Origin of the sequence: Paraburkholderia kururiensis JCM 10599 = LMG 19447, assembly GCF_003986935.1 — a bacterium.
Lineage (GTDB): Bacteria > Pseudomonadota > Gammaproteobacteria > Burkholderiales > Burkholderiaceae > Paraburkholderia > Paraburkholderia kururiensis.
The window spans coordinates 1-22636 of sequence record NZ_RJZE01000016.1; the positions used below are offsets into that span (position 1 = coordinate 1).

Genomic DNA, 22636 nt, shown 5'->3' on the forward strand with positions numbered 1-22636 from the left:
AGCACGACACAGCCAAAGAAGGAGCGAAAGAAGACCCAGATACCCACCGAATAACCCGCAAAGCTGGTCCAACGGGTGGGTCAGAATTCAATGCAAATCGTGGGTCAGGCTTCCGTGCAAATCAACACCCACGCACCTCATAAACTTCTGTCTCGCGCGTCTTGCCGATTATGTGAGTGAGCACCCACATACTGAAGCGAGCCTTGAAGGCGCGCTGGATAATGCAAAGCGGACAGTTGTATTGCTTGAAGGGCTCACGCAGAAATGACCGCGATACTGTATATATATACAGTATCGTCGATTTATGCCATCATGGTTTTCGCGACGTATAAGAAGGCCTCTCTATATAGGAGATGAAACAGCCTTCAACCGCTTCACTCGCACCGGGATGGATGCGAGAACTTCTAAGCCTTTTGGTGGCCGGCGTCGCGGTCGATGTTGAGGTTGTAAGCCGAGAACTTGGGCTGACTGGCGCCATGAGCGAACGGCTGCGGCGAGCGCTCGACCGGCTGCAGTGCGTGGAGGGTCTCCTGCAGGCAATGCGCTCGGCGCCGCGCGAGGGTGATGAGGCGGTCGACGCGGTTCAGGCGGTGACGAGTGCTGTAGTAGAAGAGTTGGCAGCGAAGTGGCCGCAGGACTATCCGGCTGACGCTGTTGAATGGCTGCTGCTTGCAGGCTCAAGCGCGGATACCGTTCGAAGCAACGTGCCAGCGGCTCACGATGTTGCGACAGTAGCATCTGCCTTGCGGCGTGACGACTAACTGGAAGCGATAAGCGTTGTTTGAACTTGCTGTCGCATTAAATCTCAATATAATCAAATGTTTAGATGCGTCAACTGTGGGGTGCAGCAAACCGGCATGCGACATCTGTAGGGTAATTCGGGCTTTGACCGCTTGGGAATTGGCGTTACCAGCCCCAGGGACGCACACACAAAACCACTGAATCTGACCTTCGGGTAGCGTTGAGCGACACGGGTGGGGTAAAAAGCGTGACATCAGTAGCGTAAAAGCACAGATGAAACCTGACCTGTCGAAATCAAGGCCCCTAAGGCAAATGCCGAGGGGCCTTTTTCATTTCCGGCGCCGTCAGAAATTCCACTTTCTGCGTCACGTGGCGGAATAGCGGCGGAATTAAGAATAATCCAGACTCAACAGACATTATTTAATGTCTGGAACAGGGATGGCAGAAATCTGGAAATGGGGCCGCTACTGACGAGCCGAGATTCGTCGTCTGGACTGCTCGTTCAGGTAAGATTCATCCTTTCCAAATATTTCGCGCGGAAAGAATAACGACAATAAAACGGTATAAGTCAATTCAAGTGCTCCGCGCACTTGCGGCACTCGGGGTTGTGGCGTTTCACACGGAAGGGAACGTCGGTGCGTACGGATGGGCGCCCCGCGTATTCCCGCATTTTTCCCGATACGGCGAACTTGGCGTTGATATGTTCTTCGTGATCTCGGGGTTCGTCATTGCTCTGGTCAGCTACGAGGAACCGCCAGGCTTTCAGGCAGCACGCAAATTTCTTGCGGCCCGGATCACGCGCATTGTGCCACTGTATTGGGCCCTCACCTTGCTGTTCCTCGCGCTTCTCGCCATCGTGCCGTCCGCCTTCGGTCATCCCCGGCTCAATGTCTGGCATGTCGTCACGTCGTTCCTGTTCCTGCCGTCGATCAATTGGTCCGGAGTTATCGCGCCGGTCATAAACGTGGGATGGACGCTCAACTACGAAGCGTGGTTTTACGTCGTGTTTGCCGCTGCCATGTGTATCACCAGTCGCCCGTTGATCGTGGTTGCGACGTTTCTCGGCATCACTTCGCTCCTTCGGCTGGCGCACGGTTCTGGCGTTCCGTTTCTCGTGTACACAGACCCCATCGTGCTTGAGTTTGTCGCGGGCTGCTGCATTGGCACCTACTGTGCGCGCGGAAAGCCAATTCTGCCTGGCGCGGCATTCGTCGTGTTGCTGGGCGTTCTGGTGCTTAGGAAGCTGTACGCGCCCACGCTCACTGACGATAACCGGTTTATCGTGTTTGGCGTGCCTGCATTCGGGATTGTGTTCGCTGCATTGGCACTGGAGGCACGCATCCGTTGGAGCAGTTTTCTCGGCAAACTCGGCGATGCCTCTTATTCGCTCTATCTGACCCACGTGCTGTCGCTGCCGTTTGCCCTGAAGGTGATCCAGATGGCGGACAGGCAGCACCGGCTCCCGGGCGACCTGGTTTGTCTACTTGTGGTCGCCTGCTCGATTGTCGCGGCGTTCGCCTGCTACCGCCTGTTGGAACGTCCATTGACGCGAGTGGCGGGGCGTTGGTTGGCGCGACCCGCTGATGCGAACAAGGTGGAGGGAACGATCGCTACCTGACGGAGTTTCTCTCGCATGACTTCGCCCATACTCACGCGGCGAGGTCTTTCTTCTTGTGGAATGTTCGGGTTTGGACGGGCATTTCTTTCCGCAGCCTTTTGCCGGATATGTTGTCGCCCTTTTGCGGGGGCTTGTGGACCACTCCTATCTGGTTACGTCGCGACCAACACTGCGGCGCATGGGTTTGTGCGCAACGAGGTTGATACGCTGCAAGCGGGTTTGCAGGCCGACCGCAAGTCTTGCCAGAAAAGGTTCTCCGCTTTCCGCGAACTGCGGTTTTGGAAGCGGGAGTCCCACCGGGCGAATGTAATTAATAGTAATTTCCGGAAATTCCACATCATCAAAGAGTTTGGCTGCTTGTTCAGAAGGCGTCTCTGCGGACATTTTTATTTTCATATAAGCTTTCATGCCATCCAATTTTTGATTTCATTTCGCCATGCCTGTGGATAAGGAACGTATTGGAAGCTTCTACGAAAGGTATTTGGGTCGGCAGCCAGATATACCGGGGCTGGAGCACTTCCAGCAGTACGATGTGCCGATCGATGTCGAGCGTGCCATCATTGGTTCCGACGAGTTCAGGCGGAACGACCGGCTTGTCCGGTTTCCGGGCACGCCGGTGGCCTGGAAAATCTGCATCCTGGAAGAGGCGAAGCTGATATTCGTGCCGATCGCCAAGAATGCGCACACTTCTATCTTGTCGGCACTGCTGAAACTTAGAGGCATTGACTGGCGAGCCTTTCCCATCCACGACGAGTTATGCGCCCGATTTGGAACCGATGATGACAAGGTCCACGCGGTACTGGCCAGTCATGACACGGGACTGCTGCTCAAGGATTTATCGCCAGATCAAATCGACAAAATTCTCAGAGATCCCGAATACCTCCGCGTGACGGTATTCCGCGATCCATTGGATCGAATCGTCAGCGCATGTAATCACTTCTTCGTTCAGGAGGCGAAAAATCCGCTTGCTCAGCAGCACGCGGCGCAGGTGGTGAACGCCTTCGAGCACGCGCCCGATACGCACACGATAAGCAATCCGTGCGAATTCTGGCTGCGAAGACTAATAAAGTTTCTGGCGTTAAACCGGCATATTGAGCACGATCCGCACTGGGCGCCGCAATACGAATATATCAAGGGCTTGCGAATCGATCATATCGTGCCAATTGAACGACTCGACATCCTGGAGAAGATCGTCGCGGCTCGGAGCGGTAAGCGTTTGCACATCGAGTCGCGCAACGCGCGAGGGACTCGCGACGGCTCGCGCGACGCCATGAACCAGGAACTGCGCGACGCGATCGAGGAGTACTACTGGATCGACCGCAATCTGTACGAAGCGGCCAGAACAAATGCCGGTGAACTCGACCGTCAGTTCGGCAGTAGCCTTGAATACACAGGTCGCCAGCCGGCGCAGGTGACCCCACGCTAAGCGGCAACCGGGCGTCCGATCAGAACGAGTGGCTCATTCCAGGGCGCACAAGCGTCTGGCCGCGCGATGGCCTCTGACGGCGATGACAGGCCATTCCCCGCATCGCCGACCGAGGCGGTGGCGGCAATCACGTTCCCGTAGGCATCGAGCGTCGTGCCGCTTGCACGCTGATAACCCACGAGCGCATACAGTTCCGTGCGCTTCGGGAGATCGTAGAACGCAGCCAGGTTGCCTTGGTGGTACGTTGCGGATGCCCAAGCCGAGCGAGCCCTGCTGCGTGAAGCTCCCCGCCACGCCGAGCGCGTAAAGCGCCTCGCCAGTCCAACCGCTAAAGGTCGGCGACCTGTACTTGATCGCGTTATTCACACGTGAGCTGTGGTCGAGGTTGTTCACGTCCTCCGGCGTTGCGGCCACGCCGCTCATCGACGAACCCGGCGACGAAGGTGTTGGCGGGCTCCCGATAGATAGTCTCCGGTGTGCCGACCTGTTCGATGCGTCCGCCTTGCATCAGCACGATGCGGTTGGCCATTCCCATTGCTTCGGTCTGGTCGTGCGTCACGTAGAGGGACGATCACGCGATGGCCCGGCTGAGCGGCCAGCGCAAGCTCCGCGCGTGAGCAGAGGCGAATGCCCGTTGCCACGCGCCTTTGGAGGGCAGACGCTACGCCGCTATCGGGCTCAACGTGAAGGCCGCGTTACCCGTGTATGTGCGGCATGACCCGGTGATGAGGGGGGCGCGACCGGGTTCTCGACCCGCGTCGCCAGAGCTGGATTTCTGTGGCTTCGCGCGGCTTCACCGCTTCGCCAAGACCTTCTCGATTGCGTCTTCAAATACGCCCGACGGTTGTGCGCCCACGATCAGAACGCCTTGCACGCTTCCGTTCTTTTGAGCACCCACCACGAAAGAGGGCGTGCCGGAAATACCCAGCGATTGGGCGTATTTGCTGTCTGCGGTGATGTCGGCCAGATACTTGTTGTCGGCCATGCACTCGCGATACTGCTCATCGTTCAGACCGAGACTGTGCGCATACGATGCGAGCGAATCGGTGTCGATCTTGTTCTGATTCTTGAAGACCAGCTCCTTCATTTCCCAGAACTTGTGCTGATCGCCGGCACAGCGCACCGACTGAGCAGCGTTGATGGCCAGAGGGTGAAAATCGAGCGGCACGTCGCGCAAGATATAACGCAGCTTGCCGGTATCGATGTATTTTCGTTTGAGTTCGGGAAAGGTAGTGGATTCGATTCGCGCGCAATACGGGCACTGGAAATCCGTGAACGCCACCAGCGTCACGGGTGCATCGGGCTTGCCGAGCACGTGCGCGGCCGTAGCTTTCACCGCCAACGTGCGCGGTGCTCGCCTCGCCGCCGCCGTGGGGGCGGCCTGCTTTGCCAGTAATTGCCGGATCTCGCGCAGCTCGCTGAGAATGGCTTCGCCTTGCTGCTTCGTCATGGGTTCGTCTGCAAATGCTTTGGCGCAAAGCAGAGCGCCGCACAGGCACAACAACGTGGTGGTCCAGAACTTCATGCAATTCCCTGCTTATAACGATTGAATCGCAGACGGGCGGCAGCGCCCATCTGCGCATTGAGAGCGAGCCGGCTAATGACAGATGCCGCCTGAACAGACGCCTGACAGGCAGTCGGTCGATACCAGACAAGCGTTACCCGCGCTACAGGCGCCACATGCGCCGCCGCCGCAGTCCACGCCGGTTTCTGAGCCGTTTTTTACGCCGTCCGTGCAGGTGGCCGCCTGGCACGTTCCCGAAGTGCACACGCCTGATTGACAGTCGCTCGGTACAAGACAGCTGCTGCCCGCGGAACACGTCGAGCAGGTGCCTCCTCCGCAATCCGTAGCTGTTTCATTGCCGTCCTTCACGCCGTCGCTGCAGGTGGGCGCCTGGCAGGTGCCTCCCAGGCAGACATCGCCGCCCGTGCAATTGGCGTTGGTGGAACACGGCGCCGCCACGCACGACCCTGAACTGCACGCCTGGTTAGCCGCGCAGACAACACCGCACCCACCGCAATTCGACGCGTCGCTGGAAGTGTTGACGCATGCACCCGAGCACAGGTTGTAGCCCGAGGCGCACGAGCAACTCACGGACACGTCCGTCACATTGGTGCTCACGGTGCCCGAGGAATGGCTCACGGGGCAACTGAGGTTAGCGGGCTCGCTGGACACCGTGACGTTATACGGATTGCCGTAGGCAACAGCGGAGGGGAAGGTGAACCCGCCGTTTGCGCCCACAGAAAGACTGTCGCCGCCGTTGTTCTGCAATACCACGGTGCCGCTGGAGAGGCCCGTCAAATTGCCGCCTACCGTGTAGGCGTTCGTGGTGCACGTGATGGCAACGCTGGTGATATCGGCCGTTCCCATCACGCCCGAGCCATTCGCCACGCTACAGCTTTGTCCCGCCGGATTGGCCTGCACGCTGACCGAAAAACTGCCGCCCTGTGCAACGGGCGACGCGAATACGAATGCGCCGTTCGCAGACCTTGCAAGGTTGTCGGTGCCGTTGTTCTGCAACACGACAGTGCCGTTCAAGCCGGTGATAGCGCCGCTCACCTTATACGCGTTGGCAGAACAGACGACGGATACGCTGGTGACATTGGACCCGGATACGGAACCTGCGCCGTTGGCCACGGTACACGTCTGCCTGGCCGGCGCCGTCAACACCGACACCTTGTACGCTGCGCCGTTTGGCTCACGGGTTGCGAAGGTGAACACGCCGTTGGCATTGACGGTGAGGTTGTCACCGCCGTTGTTTTGCATCACCAACGATCCGGACAAGCCTGTCACAGAGCCGCCAATCGAGTAGCCGCTTCCCTGCGAAGTCGTGGTGCTCGAGCTTCCGTTTCCGCCACAGCCCGCTGCAAGCGAGACGAAACCGCAGGCGAGTAGCCCGCGTGCAATGCGGGTCGCCCATCTCATATGGCCAACCCGCATTCTTGAGTGTTATCCGGCTGCCCTGCCGGGCCTCCTCGATCAAGAAGAGGACGTAGATCCGCTTGTAGCAACCCCGAACGCCGTCGCATACCGAGCCTTTATTTGTAGTTGTTTTATAGCGCGGCATAGCCTACACATTGCAAGGATTCGTCGCAAGCGGTAATTCATACGCCGCCTTGCTTTGCTCGCCCGCGCTGAGCACGTCGCGGACCGGCCGCCGACGCCGACGGCAACACACGCCGCAGCACTTGCAGTGAAAGGCTATGTGCATACTGATGAAGTGAATGTGTAATTTGTCCGCATACGCTGCGCACCACGTCCTTACCCGGCAAAAACGTTCAGGAATGCAGGACGTCCACCGCGCTCAAGTCCTTGTGAAAACGGCCGTAAAACATGCTGGCTATCAGCCACAAAATATCAGCCACAAGAATGGCGCGCGGCAGCGCCCAACATAACAACCCGGCTCAGCACGGACGCAACATGCACACTCTCGCGCACAGCATCAAGTTCAAGATCGTTCTCGCCTTCACCGTCTGCATCGGGCTCATCATCGCGGTTGGCGTGTTCGGACAAATCGGCCTCTCGCGGCTGAACGCGAACGTCAACGATACGTACACGGGCAATCTCATCCCGATCATCGATCTCTCGGATGTGCGCGCAGCGCAACTCGACGTCCGTCTGCAGGTCCGTCGCGCCGTGTCCTTTCGCGACGCCACGGCGACGAAGTCGGCCATCGATCTCATGCGTGCGGATCTGGAGCAAATCGACAAGAGCTGGCACGACTACTACCCGGCTCGCGTCACCAGCGCGAAGGAACATGAAATTGCGGACCACTTGAACAACGCGCTCTCGCAGTTCAAGGCCAGTACCGCCGAACAGGTCTCCGGGCTCGAGGCCGGCAACTACGACGCGGTCGCGGAACTCATCACCCGGAATGGGCAGTTGAACGCGGCGCTCGCCAAATCGATCGACGAGGACTTCGTCGAAAACGAGCACGAGACCAAGGAAGCCGTTACGGACAGCGAATCAACCTTCGGCACCATCCGTTGGATATCCGTCGCACTGATTGGCTTTGGAATTGTGGGCGCAACGGGCGCAATGCTCTACCTCTCGCGCGCCATCACGAAGCCGCTGGGCGAAGCCGTGGGCGTGGCGAACCGCATCGCCGGCGGCCAGCTCGAGAACCGCATCACCGTGCATTCGCGCGACGAATTCGGCCAGTTGCTCGAAGCGCTGAAGACGATGGACCAGCAGTTGAGCGAGACCGTGCGTGGCATCAAGTCGAGCGCGGAGTCCGTGACAGTCGCGGCACGCCAGATCTCCGCAGGCAATACGGATCTTTCCGCGCGCACCGAAGAGCAGGCCGCATCGCTCGAAGAAACGGCGTCCAGCATGACGGAGCTCACCGAAACCGTGAAGCAGAACGCCGACAACGCGAGGCAAGCCAACGGACTCGCCACGCGCGCCACCGATATGGCCGACGCAGGCAACGACGCGGTGCAATCGATGGTGGGCACGATCGAACGCATCAGCAGCAGCTCGACGAAGATTTCCGACATCACGGGCGTGATCGAAGGCATCGCGTTCCAGACCAACATTCTTGCGCTCAACGCGGCAGTGGAAGCCGCACGCGCGGGCGAGCAAGGCCGCGGCTTCGCCGTGGTGGCGAGCGAAGTCCGCAGCCTGGCGCAGCGCTCTGCTTCGGCGGCGAAGGAAATCAAGGAGCTGATCGGGACCTCGGTCTCGATGATCCACGACGGCGCGAAGCAGGCAGGCGACGTGGGCACCACGATGGCCGACGTCAAACAGGCCATCAAACAGGTGTCCGATATCGTCGGCGAAATCGCGGCGGCCTCTGAAGAACAGAGCCGCGGCATCGAACAGGTCAATCAAGCGGTCATGCAAATGGACGAAGTAACCCAGCAGAACGCGGCGCTCGTGGAAGAGGCCGCAGCGGCCGCGCATTCGCTCGAAGAGCAGTCAGTCAATCTGACCGGCACGGTTGCCGTTTTCAAGCTCGCCAATTCGGGCGCGGCTTCCACGTCTGCGGTCGCGGCATATAGCAAGCCGCGCGTTCAGGCTTCCGCGCCGAAGACCACGGCGCACAAGTCAGCAGCAGTCGCACGGGCGAGCAGGCCCGTCGAGAAGCGACCGGTTGTTGCTGCCAGTGCGGCAGCCGCACCCGCACCCGTGCCCGTTGCCGTGGCGGCAACAGTGGCATCGACGCAATCGAATCAGGACTGGGAGACGTTCTGATTCCGGACTTCGCAGAAGCGCGCTGAAGGGGCGCAACAACGCGCGACCTCAGTGCGCTTCCGTCGCTTTCTCAGCCATCCTTACCATCGGCGCGCGCCGACGTCAGATAACCCGCGTACCTGAGCAGGTAGACCACCAGCGCCGCACACCAGCATCCAGCGGCCCCATCGATCCAGGCGCCCGTCATCGCGGGCACAAGCAGCGGGCCAAATACGCGCACCACGGCAGCGGCGATCATGAGCCAGTAAGCCGTGATCTCGTACGGTCCCGCGACGAGCCTGCGCCCCGTGTGACCCAACGCCGTACGCGTAATCATGGCGATGATCGCGCAGCCCATCGCGCCCACTGTCAACGCGTGGATGGCGAGCGAATGGGGCAGCACGTCGAACGCGGCAAGCGCAAGCATCGCAAAGCCGATGGGCAGCCAGAAGTAAGCAACGTGCAGGATCCAGAGAATGGGCCGCGCACCCACGCGCCACGAGCGCCAGCCGTACATCCGTACGGCGTGGACCACGGCCGCTGCCGCGGCGCACGCGCCCACGAGCCATGCCGGCGCACCGGCTGCGTCCGCAGCGAGCGTCACGACCACGAGGGGCGCAGCAAGCGTTTCGACGGGCTTGAAGCGGCGCACCGTGAAACCGGGGATGGCGTTTGTCGTGAACATCGGCACCACGCGGCCCGCTATCACGGCCACGAACATCACGGCGAGCCCGGTGGCCGCATAGGCGGCGCGCAAGGCGAGGTCGGCGCGACCGTCCCACGCCCACCAGTGAAAGAGCGCATTCAGTGTGCCGAGCAGCGCGAGCGCCACGGCGAGGAACATGTTGCGTCGATTGCCGGCCGCCTTGAGCACGCGCAGCAGCACCACGGCCACCACCGGAAGAAAGAGGGAATCGACCACCGCGGCCACGGGTTCCGGTCCCGACCACACCAACACGCGCCCCGCTGCCCACAGCAGCCAGAGCGCGGCAAGGGAAGCGCCGCGCGGCGTATCGAGCTGCGTCCATGCGCGCACGGCCGTGAGCAGAAAGCCCACGACGATTGCCGCGACGAACCCGAAAATCATCTCGTGCGCATGCCAGATCACGCCGCTGATCGCCGACGAACGGCCCGCCACCGCGGTGCCGTGTAGCCCGAGCAGCCACAGTGCGATTGCGACCGCGCCGAACACGGCACCGCCCAGATAAAACGGCCGAAAGCCGAGGCGCAGAACAGGCAGTGCTGTTCCAGGCCGATGCGGGTGACCCGAAAAGGGCTCGCTGATTTTCATCATGTTGCTTCTCCTGATTCGCGGGCGCGATCCTGCTCCACCCCAGGTGCACCCACCCACGCGACGACTACACGGCACCGCCGTGACGCGCCATCATCCGTTCCTGTTCCACGCGCGCGGTGACGTCGCGCGCGACCGCCACTGTTCCGCAGACCGCTCCTTGCCGGTCGTGCACCAGTGCAAAACTCATTTCGACGTAAAGCTTGCGTCCCGACTTGTCCACGGCACGCGTGACCGTGGCGCGGCCATGCAGACGCGTCGTGCCGCTTGCCATGGCTGCGTCGAAGCCGCGCCAGTGGGCAGCGCGCAAATGCTCGGGAATGATCAGGTCGAGCCGGCTGCCCAGCGCCTCGGCAGCGGTAAAGCCGAACAGCGCCTCGGCGGCGCGGTTCCAGCGCGCTATCGCACCCGACCGGTTCGCGTAGATCATGGCGTCGGCCATGTCGTCGATGATTCGCTCGCTCAATGCAGTTGCCTCTTCCATCGTGCTGCTCCCGGATCGGTTTCGCGCCGTTGCCTCTGTCATGGCTTACGTTGCTTCGCGAAGAAGCGGCTACTGCTTCGCCATCCTGACAAGTGGCTGAACCGTTGCCGCGCTTCCCAGCAGCCGCGCGAGCGTGCTGCGTTCCGCGGCGATGTCGGCAAGCGTGTACTTGTCCAGCTCTTCCATATAGGCGCGCAACGCACGCCCGAGGACGCCACGCAGGCCGCATGCCGCGGTAATCACGCACTTGTTGCCCTCGGTGTCGAAGCATTCGACCATGCGGAAATCGGGCTCCGTGGTGCGCACCACGTCGCCCACCGTGACGCGATTCGCGGGCCGGCCAAGGCGCAGCCCGCCGGTGCGGCCCCGAATCGTGTTCAGGTAGCCGGCGCGCCCCAGCGCGTGAACGATCTTGACGAGATGGCCGCGCGCAATGCCGAGCGTGTCCGAAATTTCCTGGATCGTCACCAGCTCGTCGTCGCGTACCGCCACGTAGATCAGCACGCGCAAGCTGTAGTCCGTAAAGTCCGTAAGTCTCATGGAACACCTTTAAGATATGCGAATACTATATCTTTTAAGCCGCCGTCGCGCCAGTCTGCGTGGTAAGTCGCCATAACGAACTCTCGCAGAGAAACGCGCCACCATACTGATCGATATCAAGCCGTTGCAACCCTGTAGCGAGACAATCACCCAAGTGCAGCCCGCGTGCCGCGCAACGCTAAATGTTCTAACGGTGAGAAATCATATGGAGCAGGAGGCAGCGTCTCAACGTAACAGGGAGAAGTAACCAGATGGGCAACGAAAGAAAAGCGTTACCGCTTGTGTACTCGTGCTCGGGCTGTTCGAGCGCCGCGCAACTGGCCAACCATGTGGCGCTGCAGCTGGACCGCCGCGGCAAGGCCGAGATGTCGTGTATCGCGGGCGTAGGCGGGGATGTTCCCTCGCTGCTGAAAGTTGCCCATTCGGGACGGCCCATTCTCGCAATCGACGGTTGCCCCCTCGTTTGCGTGAAGAGCGCGCTGGCCCGTCATGGCATCACGCCGGCGAAGCATCTCCAGCTTGATCAGCAGGGCGTGAGAAAGCGCTTCCACATGGACTTCGATCCCGCCGACGCCGAACGTGTACTCGCCGCAGCGGAGGACGTGGCGCTCGAGCTTGCGGTAGATGCGTCGGTTGTGCAGGAGCACGACGTCGCCTGATTGATCAGCGCCCTCCGAAAAACGTAAGCGGCTGAGGGGTCTTTAACGAGGCCTCTCAGCCGCTTTGCGCTTCATCTGCGTCGCCTGGCAGCGGCCTTCAACTGCGCTTTAGTGCCGCGATGCGACTGAGCCAGCGGCGTTCGCCGCTTCGCATGTATTCGCGACGATCGCCGCGCTCAGCCGCGCCACAAATCTCAGCTGCTGCACCCGCAGCCGCCGCCTCCGGCTCCGCCGGCACAACCCGCCGTTTCGCCCGCATCGTTTGCGGCCTGTGCGGCATCCAGCGCGACCACGAAGTCGATCACGATCTGCTGCGGCCGGCGCTCCACGTACTCGATGCGCACCTGTCCGCCGTAGCGTTGCTCGATCTGGTACAGCAGCGGGAGCGGATCGTGGTCGTTGACGAAGCGCATGCGCTCGCCATCCGCGAGCGATTCGATGGCGCCGAATATGGCGCCATGCCGCAGACGCTTCGCAATGCCGCGTGCGTCGAAGATGAATGTGTTGAGGCTCGAACTGTCGGTCATGAAAAGCTCCTTTGAGAAGGAAAAAGTTAGGATCGGGAAAGATCAGGACGCGTTCGCGCGGCGCGAGGGACGCAGCGCGAACGCGCGTTGTTCACCGTCGTGCGGACCGTGGGAGTCGTGCGGACCGCGCTTGCGATGCGGACCATCCGGGCCGCCTCGGCCGCGGGTGCGCTGCGCCGACACCACCGCCGCCAGCAAGGTCAGCGCAAAGGCAGCAATGGCCGCGCCGCTCGCTGCGCCGCCTGCCTGACGCAGTGCGAATACATCGGTGAGCCCGCCCGTTACGCGCAGCGCGAGTGCGCCGTGAAGCGCGACGAGGGGCAGATAGAACACGGGGTGGTACTTCACCGGCAGTCGCGTAAGCGCCGGCAAGATGATGGGTGCGTGGCCAAACACCATCGAAAACACGAAGCCGAGTGTGAGCGCGTGCAGCGCTGCGTCGTGCCACGGGTGGCCCGGCAACAGCGCGCCGCTGAAGCCGAGCGCGCCGCTCACCGCGAGCCATCCGTAGCCGCTCAAAAGACACACCGCGATGAACCGCGTGAGCCCGCGTTGACGTACGGTGTAGCGCGCAATGTCATATCGCGCGAGCCACGCGGCAAGCAACACGAGGCTCGCAGCGAAGAGCCGCATGCCGTTCGCGGGCTGCCACAGTGACCACGGAAGGCTCGCGAGTAGTCCCGCCACCGGCATGCAGAAGCTGTGCCGCGCGAAACGCGGCAGACGCAGCATGCGCGTGAGTTCGAGGCGCTCAGCCGCGATGGTGAGCACGAGAAAGGCGAGCCATGCGGGCACCGCGTCCGGCACGTCGCCTGTAGCGAACCAGACGACGTTGCCGAGCCATCCGCACAGCCCGGCTAGCGCGAGCACGTAGAGATGAAACGCGCGCTGGCGTTGCAGGACGCGAACATTCGCCGCGAGCGCGACGGTGGCAGCCATCACGAGCAACACTTGAGCAACCACAGGCGACGCGCCCGCGACCAGCATGACGCCCGCGAGAATCGCCGCAGCAGGCGCCACGAAATAGAGGCGCCGTTGCAGCGCGACGGCCCGCTCGAGACTCACGAGTCCGCCGAAGAACACGGGCAGTATGAGCACGCCGTGCCAGGCCGCATTCGCCGCCGCGTGCGCGGGCACGCTCACACCGAGCCGCGCGAGGCCGGCCAGCAGTGCGCACGCGAGCGTCAGCGCGATCACGACGGCAGCAAGTACCTTGGCACAGCGAAAGAGCAAACGCGCGACGTTCATGGTGTCAACTCTCGAGCCAGCCCAGCGCGTCACGCGCCGCGTCGCTCATCATGGACGGGTCCCATGCGGGTTCCCACACCAACTCCACGTCCACCTGTACGCCGGCGGGCGCGGCTGCCTCGGCGGCGGCCTTGACCTCTTCGAGCATCATTTCGCCCATCGGGCAGGCGGGCGACGTCATCGTGAGGTCGACTCTGATGCGGCCGTCCGCAGGAACGATGTCGTAGACGAGCCCGAGGTCGACAACGTTCACGCCCACCTCGGGGTCTACCACGGTGCGCAGCGCTTCGCGCATCCCGGCAATGATCGTGTTCATGGCAATCCTAAATGCGATGCAATGCGAGCGCGTGGCGCGGGCCGCGCACAGCCCGCGCCGTGCTACTCAAACGCGTTGCGTAACCCGCTTCGCCGTTGCGACCGGTTGCAGTCGCGTAGGCTCCACACGGCGCAGCAGGCGCAGCGCGAACCAGCCCAGGTAGAGCACGCCCGCGGCGAACAGCACGTCGCCCGGCACACGCATCCACACGAGCGCCTGCATGATGGGCGCGTGCACGATCTCAGGCGAACGCGCGTACCAGAGTCCCTTGCTGACGCTCGCCCAGGCTTCGTAGATACCCGAGGGCAGAATCGAGAGGAACACCATCATGAAGAGACCCACGTTGAGCAGCCAGAAGGCGGGCTTGAGCAGCGTGTCGTCCCACGCGGCGCGCGGCGAGAGGCCACGCAGGCAGAACAGCATCAGACCGATGCCGAGCATGCCGTACACACCGAAGAGCGCGGCATGGCCGTGGGCCGGCGTCATGTTGAGGCCCTGCACGTAGTAGAGCGAGATGGGCGGATTGATCGCGAAGCCGAGCAGGCCCGCGCCCACCGTGTTCCACACGCCCACGGCCACGAAGCAGAGAATCACCCACTTGTAGGTTTGCACCCACGGCGCGGCTTCCGTTCTGCGATACGTGTGCCAGCCTTCCAGGCCAATCAGCGCGAGCGGCACCACTTCGCACGCGGAGAACACCGCACCCACGGCGATCACGGCAGTCGAGGCGCCGGTGAAGTACAGGTGGTGCAGCGTGCCGAGAATGCCGCCCGAGAGGAACACGATGGTTTCGAGCACGATGGCGCGATTGGCGCTTTCGATGCGAATCAGCCCGAGCCTCGAGAAAATCAGCGCGATTACTGCCGTGGCGAACACTTCAAAGAAGCCTTCCACCCAGAGGTGCACGAGCCACCATCTCCAGTACTCGATCATCGAGTAGTGCGTGTGTTGACCCCACGCAAGCGACGACGCGTAGAAGAGCCCGATGCAGGTCGCGGAGAGGAACACCATGGCGATCAAGCCGCGTCCGCTCGTGTTGCGGTCCTTGAGTGCGGGCAGCAGCGCGCGGCCCAGCAGGAACAGCCAGAACAGCAGGCCGACGAACAGCAGCAGTTGCCACACGCGGCCCATGCTCGTATAGGCGAGCCCTTGATTACCGAGCCAGAAGCTGAAGTTCGTGCCGAGATGCTGCAAAGAGCCGATCCAGCCCAGCGCCGTGGACCCGGCCACGATGAAGATCAGCGCCCAGAACAGCACGTCGACGCCGAGCTTTTGCAGCTTCGGCTCGCGCCCCGAGAGCAGCGGCGCAATGTAGAGACCGGTAGCGAGCCAGGCCGTGGCGATCCACAGCACGCCGAGCTGCGTGTGAATCGTGCGGCTCACCACCCAGGGCAGCACTTCTGCAAGCGGCAAGCCGAAGAAGCTGTGTCCTTCCACCGCGTAGTGTGCGGTGATGGCGCCCATGCCGACCTGCGTGAGCAATAGCGCGATGACCACATAGAAGTACTTCTTCGTCGCACGCATGGAAGGCGTGGGTTCCACGCTGAAGAGCGGGTCCGTAGCGGGCGTTTGCGCCGGCGTTTCGTCGCTGTTGTGCGCCGTGTGGTACCAGATCATGCCGGCGATGCCGCCCAGCAGCAGGATCACGCTCGCAATCGACCACATGCCGTTGGCCACCGTGGGCGTATTGCCGACGAGCGGCTCATGCGGCCAGTTGTTGGTGTACGTGATGTCCGATTGCCCGGGCCGGTTCGTGGTGGCCGACCACGCCGACCAGAACACGAACGAGGCGAGCGCGGTGCGGTCCGCGGCATTCGGAACGGAGCCGGCGGTCATCGCGTATTGGTCGCGCAGCGTGTCGAGCGAGGCGTCCGTGCCGAACAGGCCTTCGTAGTGCGCGGCGACCTCGCGAATGGCGACCGCCCGCGCGTCGGATACCGTGAGCCGGCCCGAGGCGGCGTCGTACCGGTTGGCGCGCATTTCGCGCTGCAGCCGTGCGTCGAGCAAGCCTTGCTGGTCGGCGGGCAGCGCCTGCCAGGTTTTGCCGAACTGCTGTTGGGCCCAGACGTCGCGCAGCCGCAGCGCTTCGCGGTGCAGCCAGTCGGCGGACCAGTCGGGCGCCACATAGCTGCCGTGGCCCCACACCGTGCCCACCTGCTGGCCGCCCGCCGCGAGCCATACCTGCTGGCCGCGGCGGATCTGGTCGCCCGTGAAGAGCGGCTGGCCGCTTTCGGTCACCACTTCGTTCGGAATCGGCGGTGCCGACAGATAGATTTCCCTGCCCAACCACAGCAGGGCCCCAAATGACAGCAGGCAGACGAGCCCGAGCCATGTCCATAAACGACGCGTAGATTGCACTTTCTTCTCCTTCCCAGCGGATGCCGCAAATGTGTCTGCGATCGCGTTGGGCTCGCAGGCGTTAAACATTCATTTCTCGTAAATGTTATCGGCATCATAGGTCGCGCTCAAAAGGGATGTAAAGCGCGAAAAGCAAGCGTCGCGACGGCATGGCCGGAGCGGTGCCGAAGGAAAAATATATTGAAAATATGTATTTAGGCGCGTTGGCCGGCACAGCGCCGCAGGTGGGCTGCGCTGTTTGGCCGCAGCCTCTTGAAGCGACGCGCGTGGTGAAGAAACAGCGGAAGGCGGCGCCTGGGCGCTCTTATATAGAGGACGTGACGGAGGCCGCGGGCTCGAACGTTTTCGCGATGCAGTCGATCAGCGTACGCACGCGCCGCGGCTGCACGGCGCTTGCCGGGTAGACGATGCGCAGATCGATGTCGCCCGCCGAATAGTCGCTGAGTAGCTCCACGAGCGCGCCCGAGGCGAGGTCCGCCTCCACGTCGAACAGCGACTTCAGCCCAATGCCGTGGCCGTCCAGGCACCATTGGCGCGCGAGCCCGCCGTCGTTGGCCACGCGGCGGCCGCGCACCATCACGCGCTGGATGGTGCCGTCGATGCGGAACGGCCATTCGCCGTAGAGATCCTGGCCGAAGCGCACCACGATGCAGTCGTGCGCCGTGAGGTCGTTGGGATGCTGCGGCGTGCCGTGTGCAGCGAGGTATGCCGGCGAAGCGCACACAAGCCGCCGATACCCGCCCAGCGACCGGCTGCGCAGCGAGCTGTCGGCAAGCATGCCGTGGCGGATGGCGAAGTCGAGCCCCTGGCCCACGAGGTCGACGTAACCGTCGCTCAGGTGCAGGTCCACGGTGACGCCGGGATGGTCGGCCATGAAGGCGTCGAGAATCGGCACGATGCGGCGTCGGCCCATGTCGAGCGGCGCGCTCAGGCGAATGGGCCCGGACAGCGTGTGCATGCCCAGCTTGATGGTGCTTTCCACTTCCTCCGCCTCGGCCAGCAGCCGCCGCGCGCCGGCCACGAGCATGCGCCCCTCGTCGGTGAGGCTGATGGCGCGTGTGGTGCGCACGAGGAGCGCCGCCCCGTAGTACTTCTCCAGCGAAGCCAGCCGCTCGGAGACCGTGGCCGGCGAAAGCCCGAAGTCCCGCCCCGCCGCCGCGAGGCCGCCTTTCTCCACGATGCGCAGGAACAGCGCGAGATTTTCCAGAATCACTTTTCGGCACTCCCGAAATATTTTTTCGAAACCTACCCGATTATCAGGAAAAGCCGCAAGGGCTACAGTCTGGCGCGCAACTGCCATCAACGGACTCAACAGGGAAAGGAATCCGCCATGGACATGGAATATCGCGCGCTGGGACGTTCGGGACTCAAGGTGCCCGTGCTGAGCTTCGGGGCTGGCACGTTCGGCGGCGCCGGGCCGCTCTTCGGAGCGTGGGGCAATACGGACGCCGCCGAGGCGCGCCGTCTGATCGACATCTGTCTGGACGCAGGTGTGAATCTCTTCGATACCGCGGACGTGTACTCGAACGGCGCCTCCGAGGAAGTGCTGGGTGCCGCCATCAAGGGCCGCCGCGACCGCGTGCTGATCTCGACCAAGACCGGCCTGCCGACGGGCGACGGCCCGAACGACGCCGGCACCTCGCGCTTTCGTCTTGTCCGCGCGGTGGACGACGCGCTGCGCCGGCTCGGCACCGACTACATCGACCTGCTGCAACTGCACGCCTTCGACGCGGCCACGCCCATCGAAGAAGTGCTGGCCACGCTCGACAGCCTCGTGCGCGCCGGCAAGCTGCGTTACGTGGGCGTGTCGAACTTCGCGGGCTGGCAGATCATGAAGTCGCTCGCCGTGGCCGAGCTGCACGGCTGGCCGCGTTATGTGGCCAACCAGGTCTACTACTCGCTGATCGGCCGCGACTACGAGTGGGACCTGATGCCGCTCGGCGCGGACCAGGGGCTGGGCGCGCTGGTGTGGAGCCCGCTGGGCTGGGGACGCCTGACGGGCAAGATCCGGCGCGGCGCGCCGCTGCCCGAACGCAGCCGGCTACACGAAACGGCAAGCTACGGGCCGCCGGTGGACGACGAGCATCTCTACCGCGTGGTCGATGCGCTGGACGAAGTGGCCGCCGAGACCGGCAAGACGGTGCCGCAGGTCGCGTTGAACTGGCTGCTGCAACGGCCCACGGTGTCGTCGGTGATCATCGGGGCGCGCAACGAGGCGCAACTGCGGCAGAACTTGGGCGCCGTGGGCTGGGCGCTTACTGCCGAACAGGTGGCGCGGCTGGATGCGGCCAGCGCCGTTACGCCGCCTTATCCGTACTTTCCGTATCGGCGGCAGGAGGCGTTTGCGCGGCTTAATGCGCCGATTTAATGTGCCGATGCGGGTGAGAGGGCGAAATGCCTTAATGAGGTTCGCCCGGCATTGCGTACAAGACCAGATCAGCGCCGTCGATGCCGTGATAGCGCATCGACAGCCGGTACCCGAGCCGATGCAACCGCAAGGGAATCTCGATCATGTCCGGCGCGTGGTGATAGATGCTCACGGCGAGCATGGGCTTCTTCTCGCGAAGAAGCTCCAGCGATTCGGTGATGATGGCCGACTCCGCGCCTTCCACGTCGAACTTGACGTAGCACGGGCCGTCCACGTCCTTCATGAAATGTTCGAGCGTATGGCAGCGCACCACGACCTGGCCGTTTTCGGACAGCCGCGCCGCCATGTCGCCGGTCGCATCGAACCGGAGTTCGCCTTCTTTGCCGTCCACCGCCGCGTGGTGCGCGACGTGATCGATGCCAAGCGCCGCGAGATACGCTCGCAGCTTCGCGAAATTCTGCGGGTCTGCTTCGATCGCGATGATCTTGCCCGGACGCGGAAAGTGCTCGACGAAGAGCTTCACCGTGTCGCCGTCGAAGGCGCCGGCGTCGATGAAACTGACTTTCTCCTCGAACGGTAAGCCGATGCCGTCCGGGAAATACGGCGTGGCCGAATGCTCCTCGAAATTCCATTCGAGCGTGAGGCGAAACGTGAGCTGTTCCAGGAACGTGCGGCGCGAGGTTTCATCGGCCAGCGCTTCGTACAGCGCCACGATGTCGTCCCGATAGCGGCGATAGACGTCCGGATGCGCGGCGTGTGCAAACGTCAGTTGCGGAAAGAGCCACGGTATATGCATGAACGACAGCGTGTTCGGACCGAATCGCTGCAGCGTCTTGAGGTAGTCGTGGCGCGGATTGTGGATGCACACGATCACCGTGGTCGAAGGGTCGGGCCGCTCGCCGAACACCGGCAACCCTTCGATCGTCGTGCCCCGCTTGCCGGGCGTGTCGTCGATGAATCCACGCGGCTCGACACCGATCTGCCTGAACTGCGCGAGCGCCGCGCGTCCCATGTTGCCTGCGCCGAGCAGGCAGAAGTTGTTCGGATCGAAAGCGGCCGTCTTCGCTTCGAGTTCGCGGGCCGCGCGGTCGAACAGCGCATCGATGGTTTCGTGGAGGGATGTCATAGCCTGTTGATCCTGCTTTGCCGCCATTCGATGGCAGACGGTGCCGTCTTTCGGCCCTGGCCGAAGAACACGCGCTCTTCGTTCGTTTTCAGGCGGTCGCCCAGCATGCCCATGAAGTCGTATTGCTGGGCCATGAACGGCGGCACGATGATGTGATTGACGGCGCGCCGCTTCGCGTTCGACGAATTCTTTCCGGTGCGGTGAAACAGCATGCTGTCGAATAGAATCCAGTCGCCGGGCTGCGCGTGCACGCACAACTGGTTTTCCAGCACGTAGCGGTCCGACGGAAATTGCTCGACCTTGTGCGTGGCGGGCAGCACATAAGTGCCGCCCGTGACGTCGTCGAACGGATCCACGCAAAGCAGCGCGCTCAGTGCGAGACAGCGCGACGAAGTCCAGTGTTGGTAGTTCAGGTCGCGATGCCACGAGAACTGATAGTGGTTCGTCGTGGGCACGTTGATGATCGCGTTCTGGGAATACAGGATGTAGTTCCTGCCCAGTAGCGCGTTTGCCACGGCGTGCACCTTGGGGTCCATCGCGACATCGACGAACAGGTCGAAATCGGCGCAGGGCGCTCTCGCGATGTTCGCGTCGTTGATTCGAGCCAGGTTTTGCTCGCCGCCCAGAATCTCGCACTGCTTCTGGTACGACTTGTCCGAATACTCCGAGACAAGCGCGATCGTGGCGGCATCGAAGCTGCCTGGAATGATGCTATAGCCCTTCGTGAAAATCTCTTCGACGCAGAAGTCGATGTCCGTGGCCGATGTGTGCCGTTCGGTGATGCCGTGGCAGATAACGTGTTGGTCGAGCGTGCTCATTGTCTGGGTGAGATATCAAGCGATCGGATTCAAAGCGGCCACGAATAGAAATCGTGCACGACGGTGCGCGCGCCGAACGCCTCTTTCTGGGCGATGAGCCCCGCGTTCAGTTTCAATCCCTGCTCTTCGGTCGAAATGCCGAAGCTGAAAAACTTGCGGTCGCGATACTTCGCGATCAGTTCGGCCACCAGCAGGTCCAGTGCGCCGATTTCGCGGCCGTCATCGGAATTCGCCATGTATTGCGTGTGGACGACGTGCCCGAAGTCGTACACGACGACACCGGCGAGCAGCGCTTCTTCCCGTTGCGCGACGTGCAGCGTGATGGCATCGGGAAAACGTCCCGACAGCAACTTCAGTTCAGCGCAAGAGTGCGTGGGCTTCGCGCCGAACTTCCCGAGCACCTGCGAAAGCAGCGCGTGAAAGCCCTCGAAGTCCTGCGACTGCTGAACCGTGAGGCCGCATTTCTTCGCCTTGTTGATGGCCCACTTGCGGCCCTTCGAAAACGAAAACGGCTCTTGCAGATGAATCACCGACGACGCGTCGCGCCGAATCAGCTTCGCGCCGGCGCAGGTCAACGCATAGAGATCGTTCTGGCAAGGCAGGCGGTGAAATACCGTGGGAATCGCCTTGTAGACGATCGTCTGGATGCCGAGCGTGCGGTAGTGTTCCCGAATCGCGGCGAAGGCGAGCAAGGTGTCGTGCGTGCCCAGGTCTTCGGTGTGAAGCAGTCCGCCGTAGGTGAGCCCGCCGTGCGAACTCACCGTGTCGCTGCTGCGGCTCGCAGGAAACACGGCCACGGGTTTCTGGTTGCGCAACAGGATCAGCGAGCAGTCATCGAACCGGTCCCGGTGGTAATCCATGTAGCCGCGCAGATGCAGCAGATTGCCGTTGCACGACTGCCGCACCGTCTGGTCCCAGAGGGCAGCGTCTTCCGTCGAATAGGGCTTGAGCGAGATTGTCGTGTCCACGGCCGGTGTCGAGGTTCAGCGTGGTTCGATCTCGTCGAGCGTTACGCCCGTCGCCTTTGCGCAGCCGAAGCCGTCGTAGCCCATGTTGTTGCCGTTGTAGAACATGTAGGTGTCGTCGCGCACGGTAATCAACGCGGGGTAGCAGAGCGTTTGCGCGTCCCAGCCGGTTGCCGAGAGCGCGATGCCCAGCTGATCGTCGTGCCGCGTCCAGCGCCTGCCATCGGGCGAGCGCGCGAGCCCGGGGAAGTAGTCGCCCTCGCGCGTGCCCTTCGTGTAATACATGACGTGCTCGCCGCCCATCACGTAGACGCGCGGCCGGCCGATGCGGTACTCGCTGCCGCGCACGTCGACGCAGAGATCGCCTTGCCGCGGCACGTCGAGCAGGTCGTCGGCTTCGACGTAGCGAATGTGATATTGCGGAAACGGCTTGCCGTCGATGATTTCCCAATCGTCGCCGGATGCGTACCAGAGCCGCCAGCGGCCGTTTTCGAAGCGCGCCGTGTGGATCGCGCCGATGGTGGACTGGCCCGCTGCGCGATCGAGAATCGGCGATTCGCTGATACGCGCAAACGAATGGCCGCCGTCGGTGGAAAGCGCGACACCGCTGAAGGCGAGGAACTTGGCCTTCGCCACGAGCTGAAAGCCCACGTAGAACAGGTACACGCCGCGCGGGCCGCGCACGACGTCGCCCAGAATGACGCCGTTGTCGTCGAAGCAGCCGTTGCGGCCGATGTCGAGCACGGGGGCATCCGACACATGAACGACGCGTCGAGGGTCTTCGGCGTCCACATCCACGTAGCCGATGCGGCTCACGCCCGCTTCGTCGCGAAAGCCCGCATACACGCGAATCGTGCGGTCATCGAGCCTGAAGGGCGTGGGTGTGAGCGCCGAGTTCTTCATCCACGGCTTGCCCTGCGTCGCGGTATGAAAAACGGCGCCCAGTTTTTCCCAATGAATCGTCGTCATGTGCGT

The 22636-nt window shown here is 62.5% G+C and carries 20 protein-coding genes and 2 pseudogenes; 7 read left to right on the plus strand and 15 right to left on the minus strand.

The window, feature by feature from the left end; translation table 11 throughout:
* The first annotated feature begins 353 nt into the window (after nucleotides 1-353).
* Nucleotides 354-761, plus strand: coding sequence for a hypothetical protein (locus tag PKKP23_RS19560; RefSeq protein WP_126878100.1), 408 nt, complete (start codon nucleotides 354-356; stop codon nucleotides 759-761).
* Nucleotides 762-1318: 557 nt separating this feature from the next.
* Nucleotides 1319-2359, plus strand: coding sequence for an acyltransferase family protein (locus PKKP23_RS19565; protein ID WP_240659067.1), 1041 nt, complete (start codon nucleotides 1319-1321; stop codon nucleotides 2357-2359).
* Between the two features lie 144 nt (nucleotides 2360-2503).
* Here the strand turns inward: PKKP23_RS19565 and PKKP23_RS19570 are convergent, their stop codons facing one another.
* Nucleotides 2504-2776 (minus strand): hypothetical protein, encoded by a 273-nt coding sequence (locus PKKP23_RS19570; protein WP_126878102.1) that lies wholly within the window; start codon nucleotides 2774-2776, stop codon nucleotides 2504-2506.
* A 19-nt stretch (nucleotides 2777-2795) separates the two neighbouring features.
* Here PKKP23_RS19570 and PKKP23_RS19575 point away from each other — a divergent pair, with 19 nt between their 5' ends.
* Nucleotides 2796-3785, plus strand: coding sequence for a sulfotransferase family 2 domain-containing protein (locus PKKP23_RS19575; protein ID WP_126878103.1), 990 nt, complete (start codon nucleotides 2796-2798; stop codon nucleotides 3783-3785).
* A gap of 424 nt (nucleotides 3786-4209) precedes the next feature.
* Here the strand turns inward: PKKP23_RS19575 and PKKP23_RS34580 are convergent.
* Nucleotides 4210-4356 (minus strand): annotated as a pseudogene (locus tag PKKP23_RS34580) (sugar ABC transporter ATP-binding protein); the annotation flags it as partial.
* A gap of 222 nt (nucleotides 4357-4578) precedes the next feature.
* Nucleotides 4579-5310: a DsbA family protein gene (locus tag PKKP23_RS19580; RefSeq protein WP_126878104.1), complete on the minus strand. Its 732-nt coding sequence runs from the start codon at nucleotides 5308-5310 to the stop codon at nucleotides 4579-4581.
* Nucleotides 5311-6124: 814 nt separating this feature from the next.
* Between PKKP23_RS19580 and PKKP23_RS19585 the strand changes: the two genes are divergently transcribed.
* Nucleotides 6125-6598 carry a hypothetical protein gene (locus PKKP23_RS19585; protein WP_126878105.1) on the plus strand — a complete coding sequence of 158 codons (474 nt, stop codon included), beginning with the start codon at nucleotides 6125-6127 and terminating at the stop codon, nucleotides 6596-6598.
* A gap of 608 nt (nucleotides 6599-7206) precedes the next feature.
* The gene (locus PKKP23_RS19590) at nucleotides 7207-8982 is read left to right on the plus strand and encodes a methyl-accepting chemotaxis protein (protein ID WP_126878106.1); all 1776 of its coding nucleotides are present in this window, start codon (nucleotides 7207-7209) and stop codon (nucleotides 8980-8982) included.
* A 70-nt stretch (nucleotides 8983-9052) separates the two neighbouring features.
* On the opposite strand, the gene PKKP23_RS19595 is transcribed toward PKKP23_RS19590, so the two are convergent.
* The 3 genes from PKKP23_RS19595 to PKKP23_RS19605 form a co-directional block, all read right to left on the minus strand.
* Nucleotides 9053-10255 (minus strand): NnrS family protein, encoded by a 1203-nt coding sequence (locus PKKP23_RS19595; RefSeq protein ID WP_420873240.1) that lies wholly within the window; start codon nucleotides 10253-10255, stop codon nucleotides 9053-9055.
* Between the two features lie 64 nt (nucleotides 10256-10319).
* A complete protein-coding gene (locus PKKP23_RS19600) occupies nucleotides 10320-10736 on the minus strand; it encodes a PAS domain S-box protein (RefSeq protein WP_126878107.1) in 417 nt (138 codons plus the stop codon).
* Between the two features lie 69 nt (nucleotides 10737-10805).
* Nucleotides 10806-11276 (minus strand): Rrf2 family transcriptional regulator, encoded by a 471-nt coding sequence (locus tag PKKP23_RS19605; RefSeq protein WP_026120924.1) that lies wholly within the window; start codon nucleotides 11274-11276, stop codon nucleotides 10806-10808.
* Nucleotides 11277-11527: 251 nt separating this feature from the next.
* Here PKKP23_RS19605 and PKKP23_RS19610 point away from each other — a divergent pair, with 251 nt between their 5' ends.
* Complete coding sequence (locus tag PKKP23_RS19610) at nucleotides 11528-11935, plus strand: putative zinc-binding protein (protein ID WP_126878108.1); 408 nt, start codon at nucleotides 11528-11530, stop codon at nucleotides 11933-11935.
* Nucleotides 11936-12222: 287 nt separating this feature from the next.
* Here the strand turns inward: PKKP23_RS19610 and PKKP23_RS19615 are convergent.
* The 5 genes and pseudogenes from PKKP23_RS19615 to PKKP23_RS19635 form a co-directional block, all read right to left on the minus strand.
* Nucleotides 12223-12462: pseudogene (locus tag PKKP23_RS19615) on the minus strand (DUF2249 domain-containing protein); the annotation flags it as partial.
* Nucleotides 12463-12504: 42 nt separating this feature from the next.
* On the minus strand, nucleotides 12505-13710 hold the full coding sequence (locus tag PKKP23_RS19620) for a hypothetical protein (RefSeq protein ID WP_240659068.1): 1206 nt from the start codon (nucleotides 13708-13710) through the stop codon (nucleotides 12505-12507).
* 4 nt (nucleotides 13711-13714) lie between these two features.
* Entirely contained in the window at nucleotides 13715-14026 is a 312-nt protein-coding gene (locus PKKP23_RS19625; protein ID WP_017772193.1) for a metal-sulfur cluster assembly factor, read from the minus strand.
* 66 nt (nucleotides 14027-14092) lie between these two features.
* Nucleotides 14093-16384 (minus strand): nitric-oxide reductase large subunit, encoded by a 2292-nt coding sequence (locus PKKP23_RS19630; RefSeq protein ID WP_042302097.1) that lies wholly within the window; start codon nucleotides 16382-16384, stop codon nucleotides 14093-14095.
* A gap of 304 nt (nucleotides 16385-16688) precedes the next feature.
* A complete protein-coding gene (locus PKKP23_RS19635; protein WP_126878110.1) occupies nucleotides 16689-17597 on the minus strand; it encodes a LysR family transcriptional regulator in 909 nt (302 codons plus the stop codon).
* Nucleotides 17598-17720: 123 nt separating this feature from the next.
* Here PKKP23_RS19635 and PKKP23_RS19640 point away from each other — a divergent pair, with 123 nt between their 5' ends.
* Nucleotides 17721-18752, plus strand: a complete 1032-nt coding sequence (locus PKKP23_RS19640; protein ID WP_126878200.1) for an aldo/keto reductase — start codon at nucleotides 17721-17723, stop codon at nucleotides 18750-18752.
* A 31-nt stretch (nucleotides 18753-18783) separates the two neighbouring features.
* Here the strand turns inward: PKKP23_RS19640 and PKKP23_RS19645 are convergent, their stop codons facing one another.
* From PKKP23_RS19645 to PKKP23_RS19660, 4 genes are read right to left on the minus strand one after another with little or no spacing between them, the layout of a single operon-like run.
* Complete coding sequence (locus PKKP23_RS19645) at nucleotides 18784-19878, minus strand: FkbM family methyltransferase (protein WP_161978122.1); 1095 nt, start codon at nucleotides 19876-19878, stop codon at nucleotides 18784-18786.
* Nucleotides 19875-20696, minus strand: a complete 822-nt coding sequence (locus PKKP23_RS19650; RefSeq protein WP_017772188.1) for a phytanoyl-CoA dioxygenase family protein — start codon at nucleotides 20694-20696, stop codon at nucleotides 19875-19877. The genes PKKP23_RS19645 and PKKP23_RS19650 overlap by 4 nt, the downstream gene beginning before the upstream one ends.
* A gap of 29 nt (nucleotides 20697-20725) precedes the next feature.
* Nucleotides 20726-21664, minus strand: coding sequence for a GNAT family N-acetyltransferase (locus tag PKKP23_RS19655; protein ID WP_126878112.1), 939 nt, complete (start codon nucleotides 21662-21664; stop codon nucleotides 20726-20728).
* 15 nt (nucleotides 21665-21679) lie between these two features.
* On the minus strand, nucleotides 21680-22630 hold the full coding sequence (locus PKKP23_RS19660; RefSeq protein ID WP_017772186.1) for a polysaccharide deacetylase family protein: 951 nt from the start codon (nucleotides 22628-22630) through the stop codon (nucleotides 21680-21682).
* Nucleotides 22631-22636 lie beyond the last annotated feature (6 nt).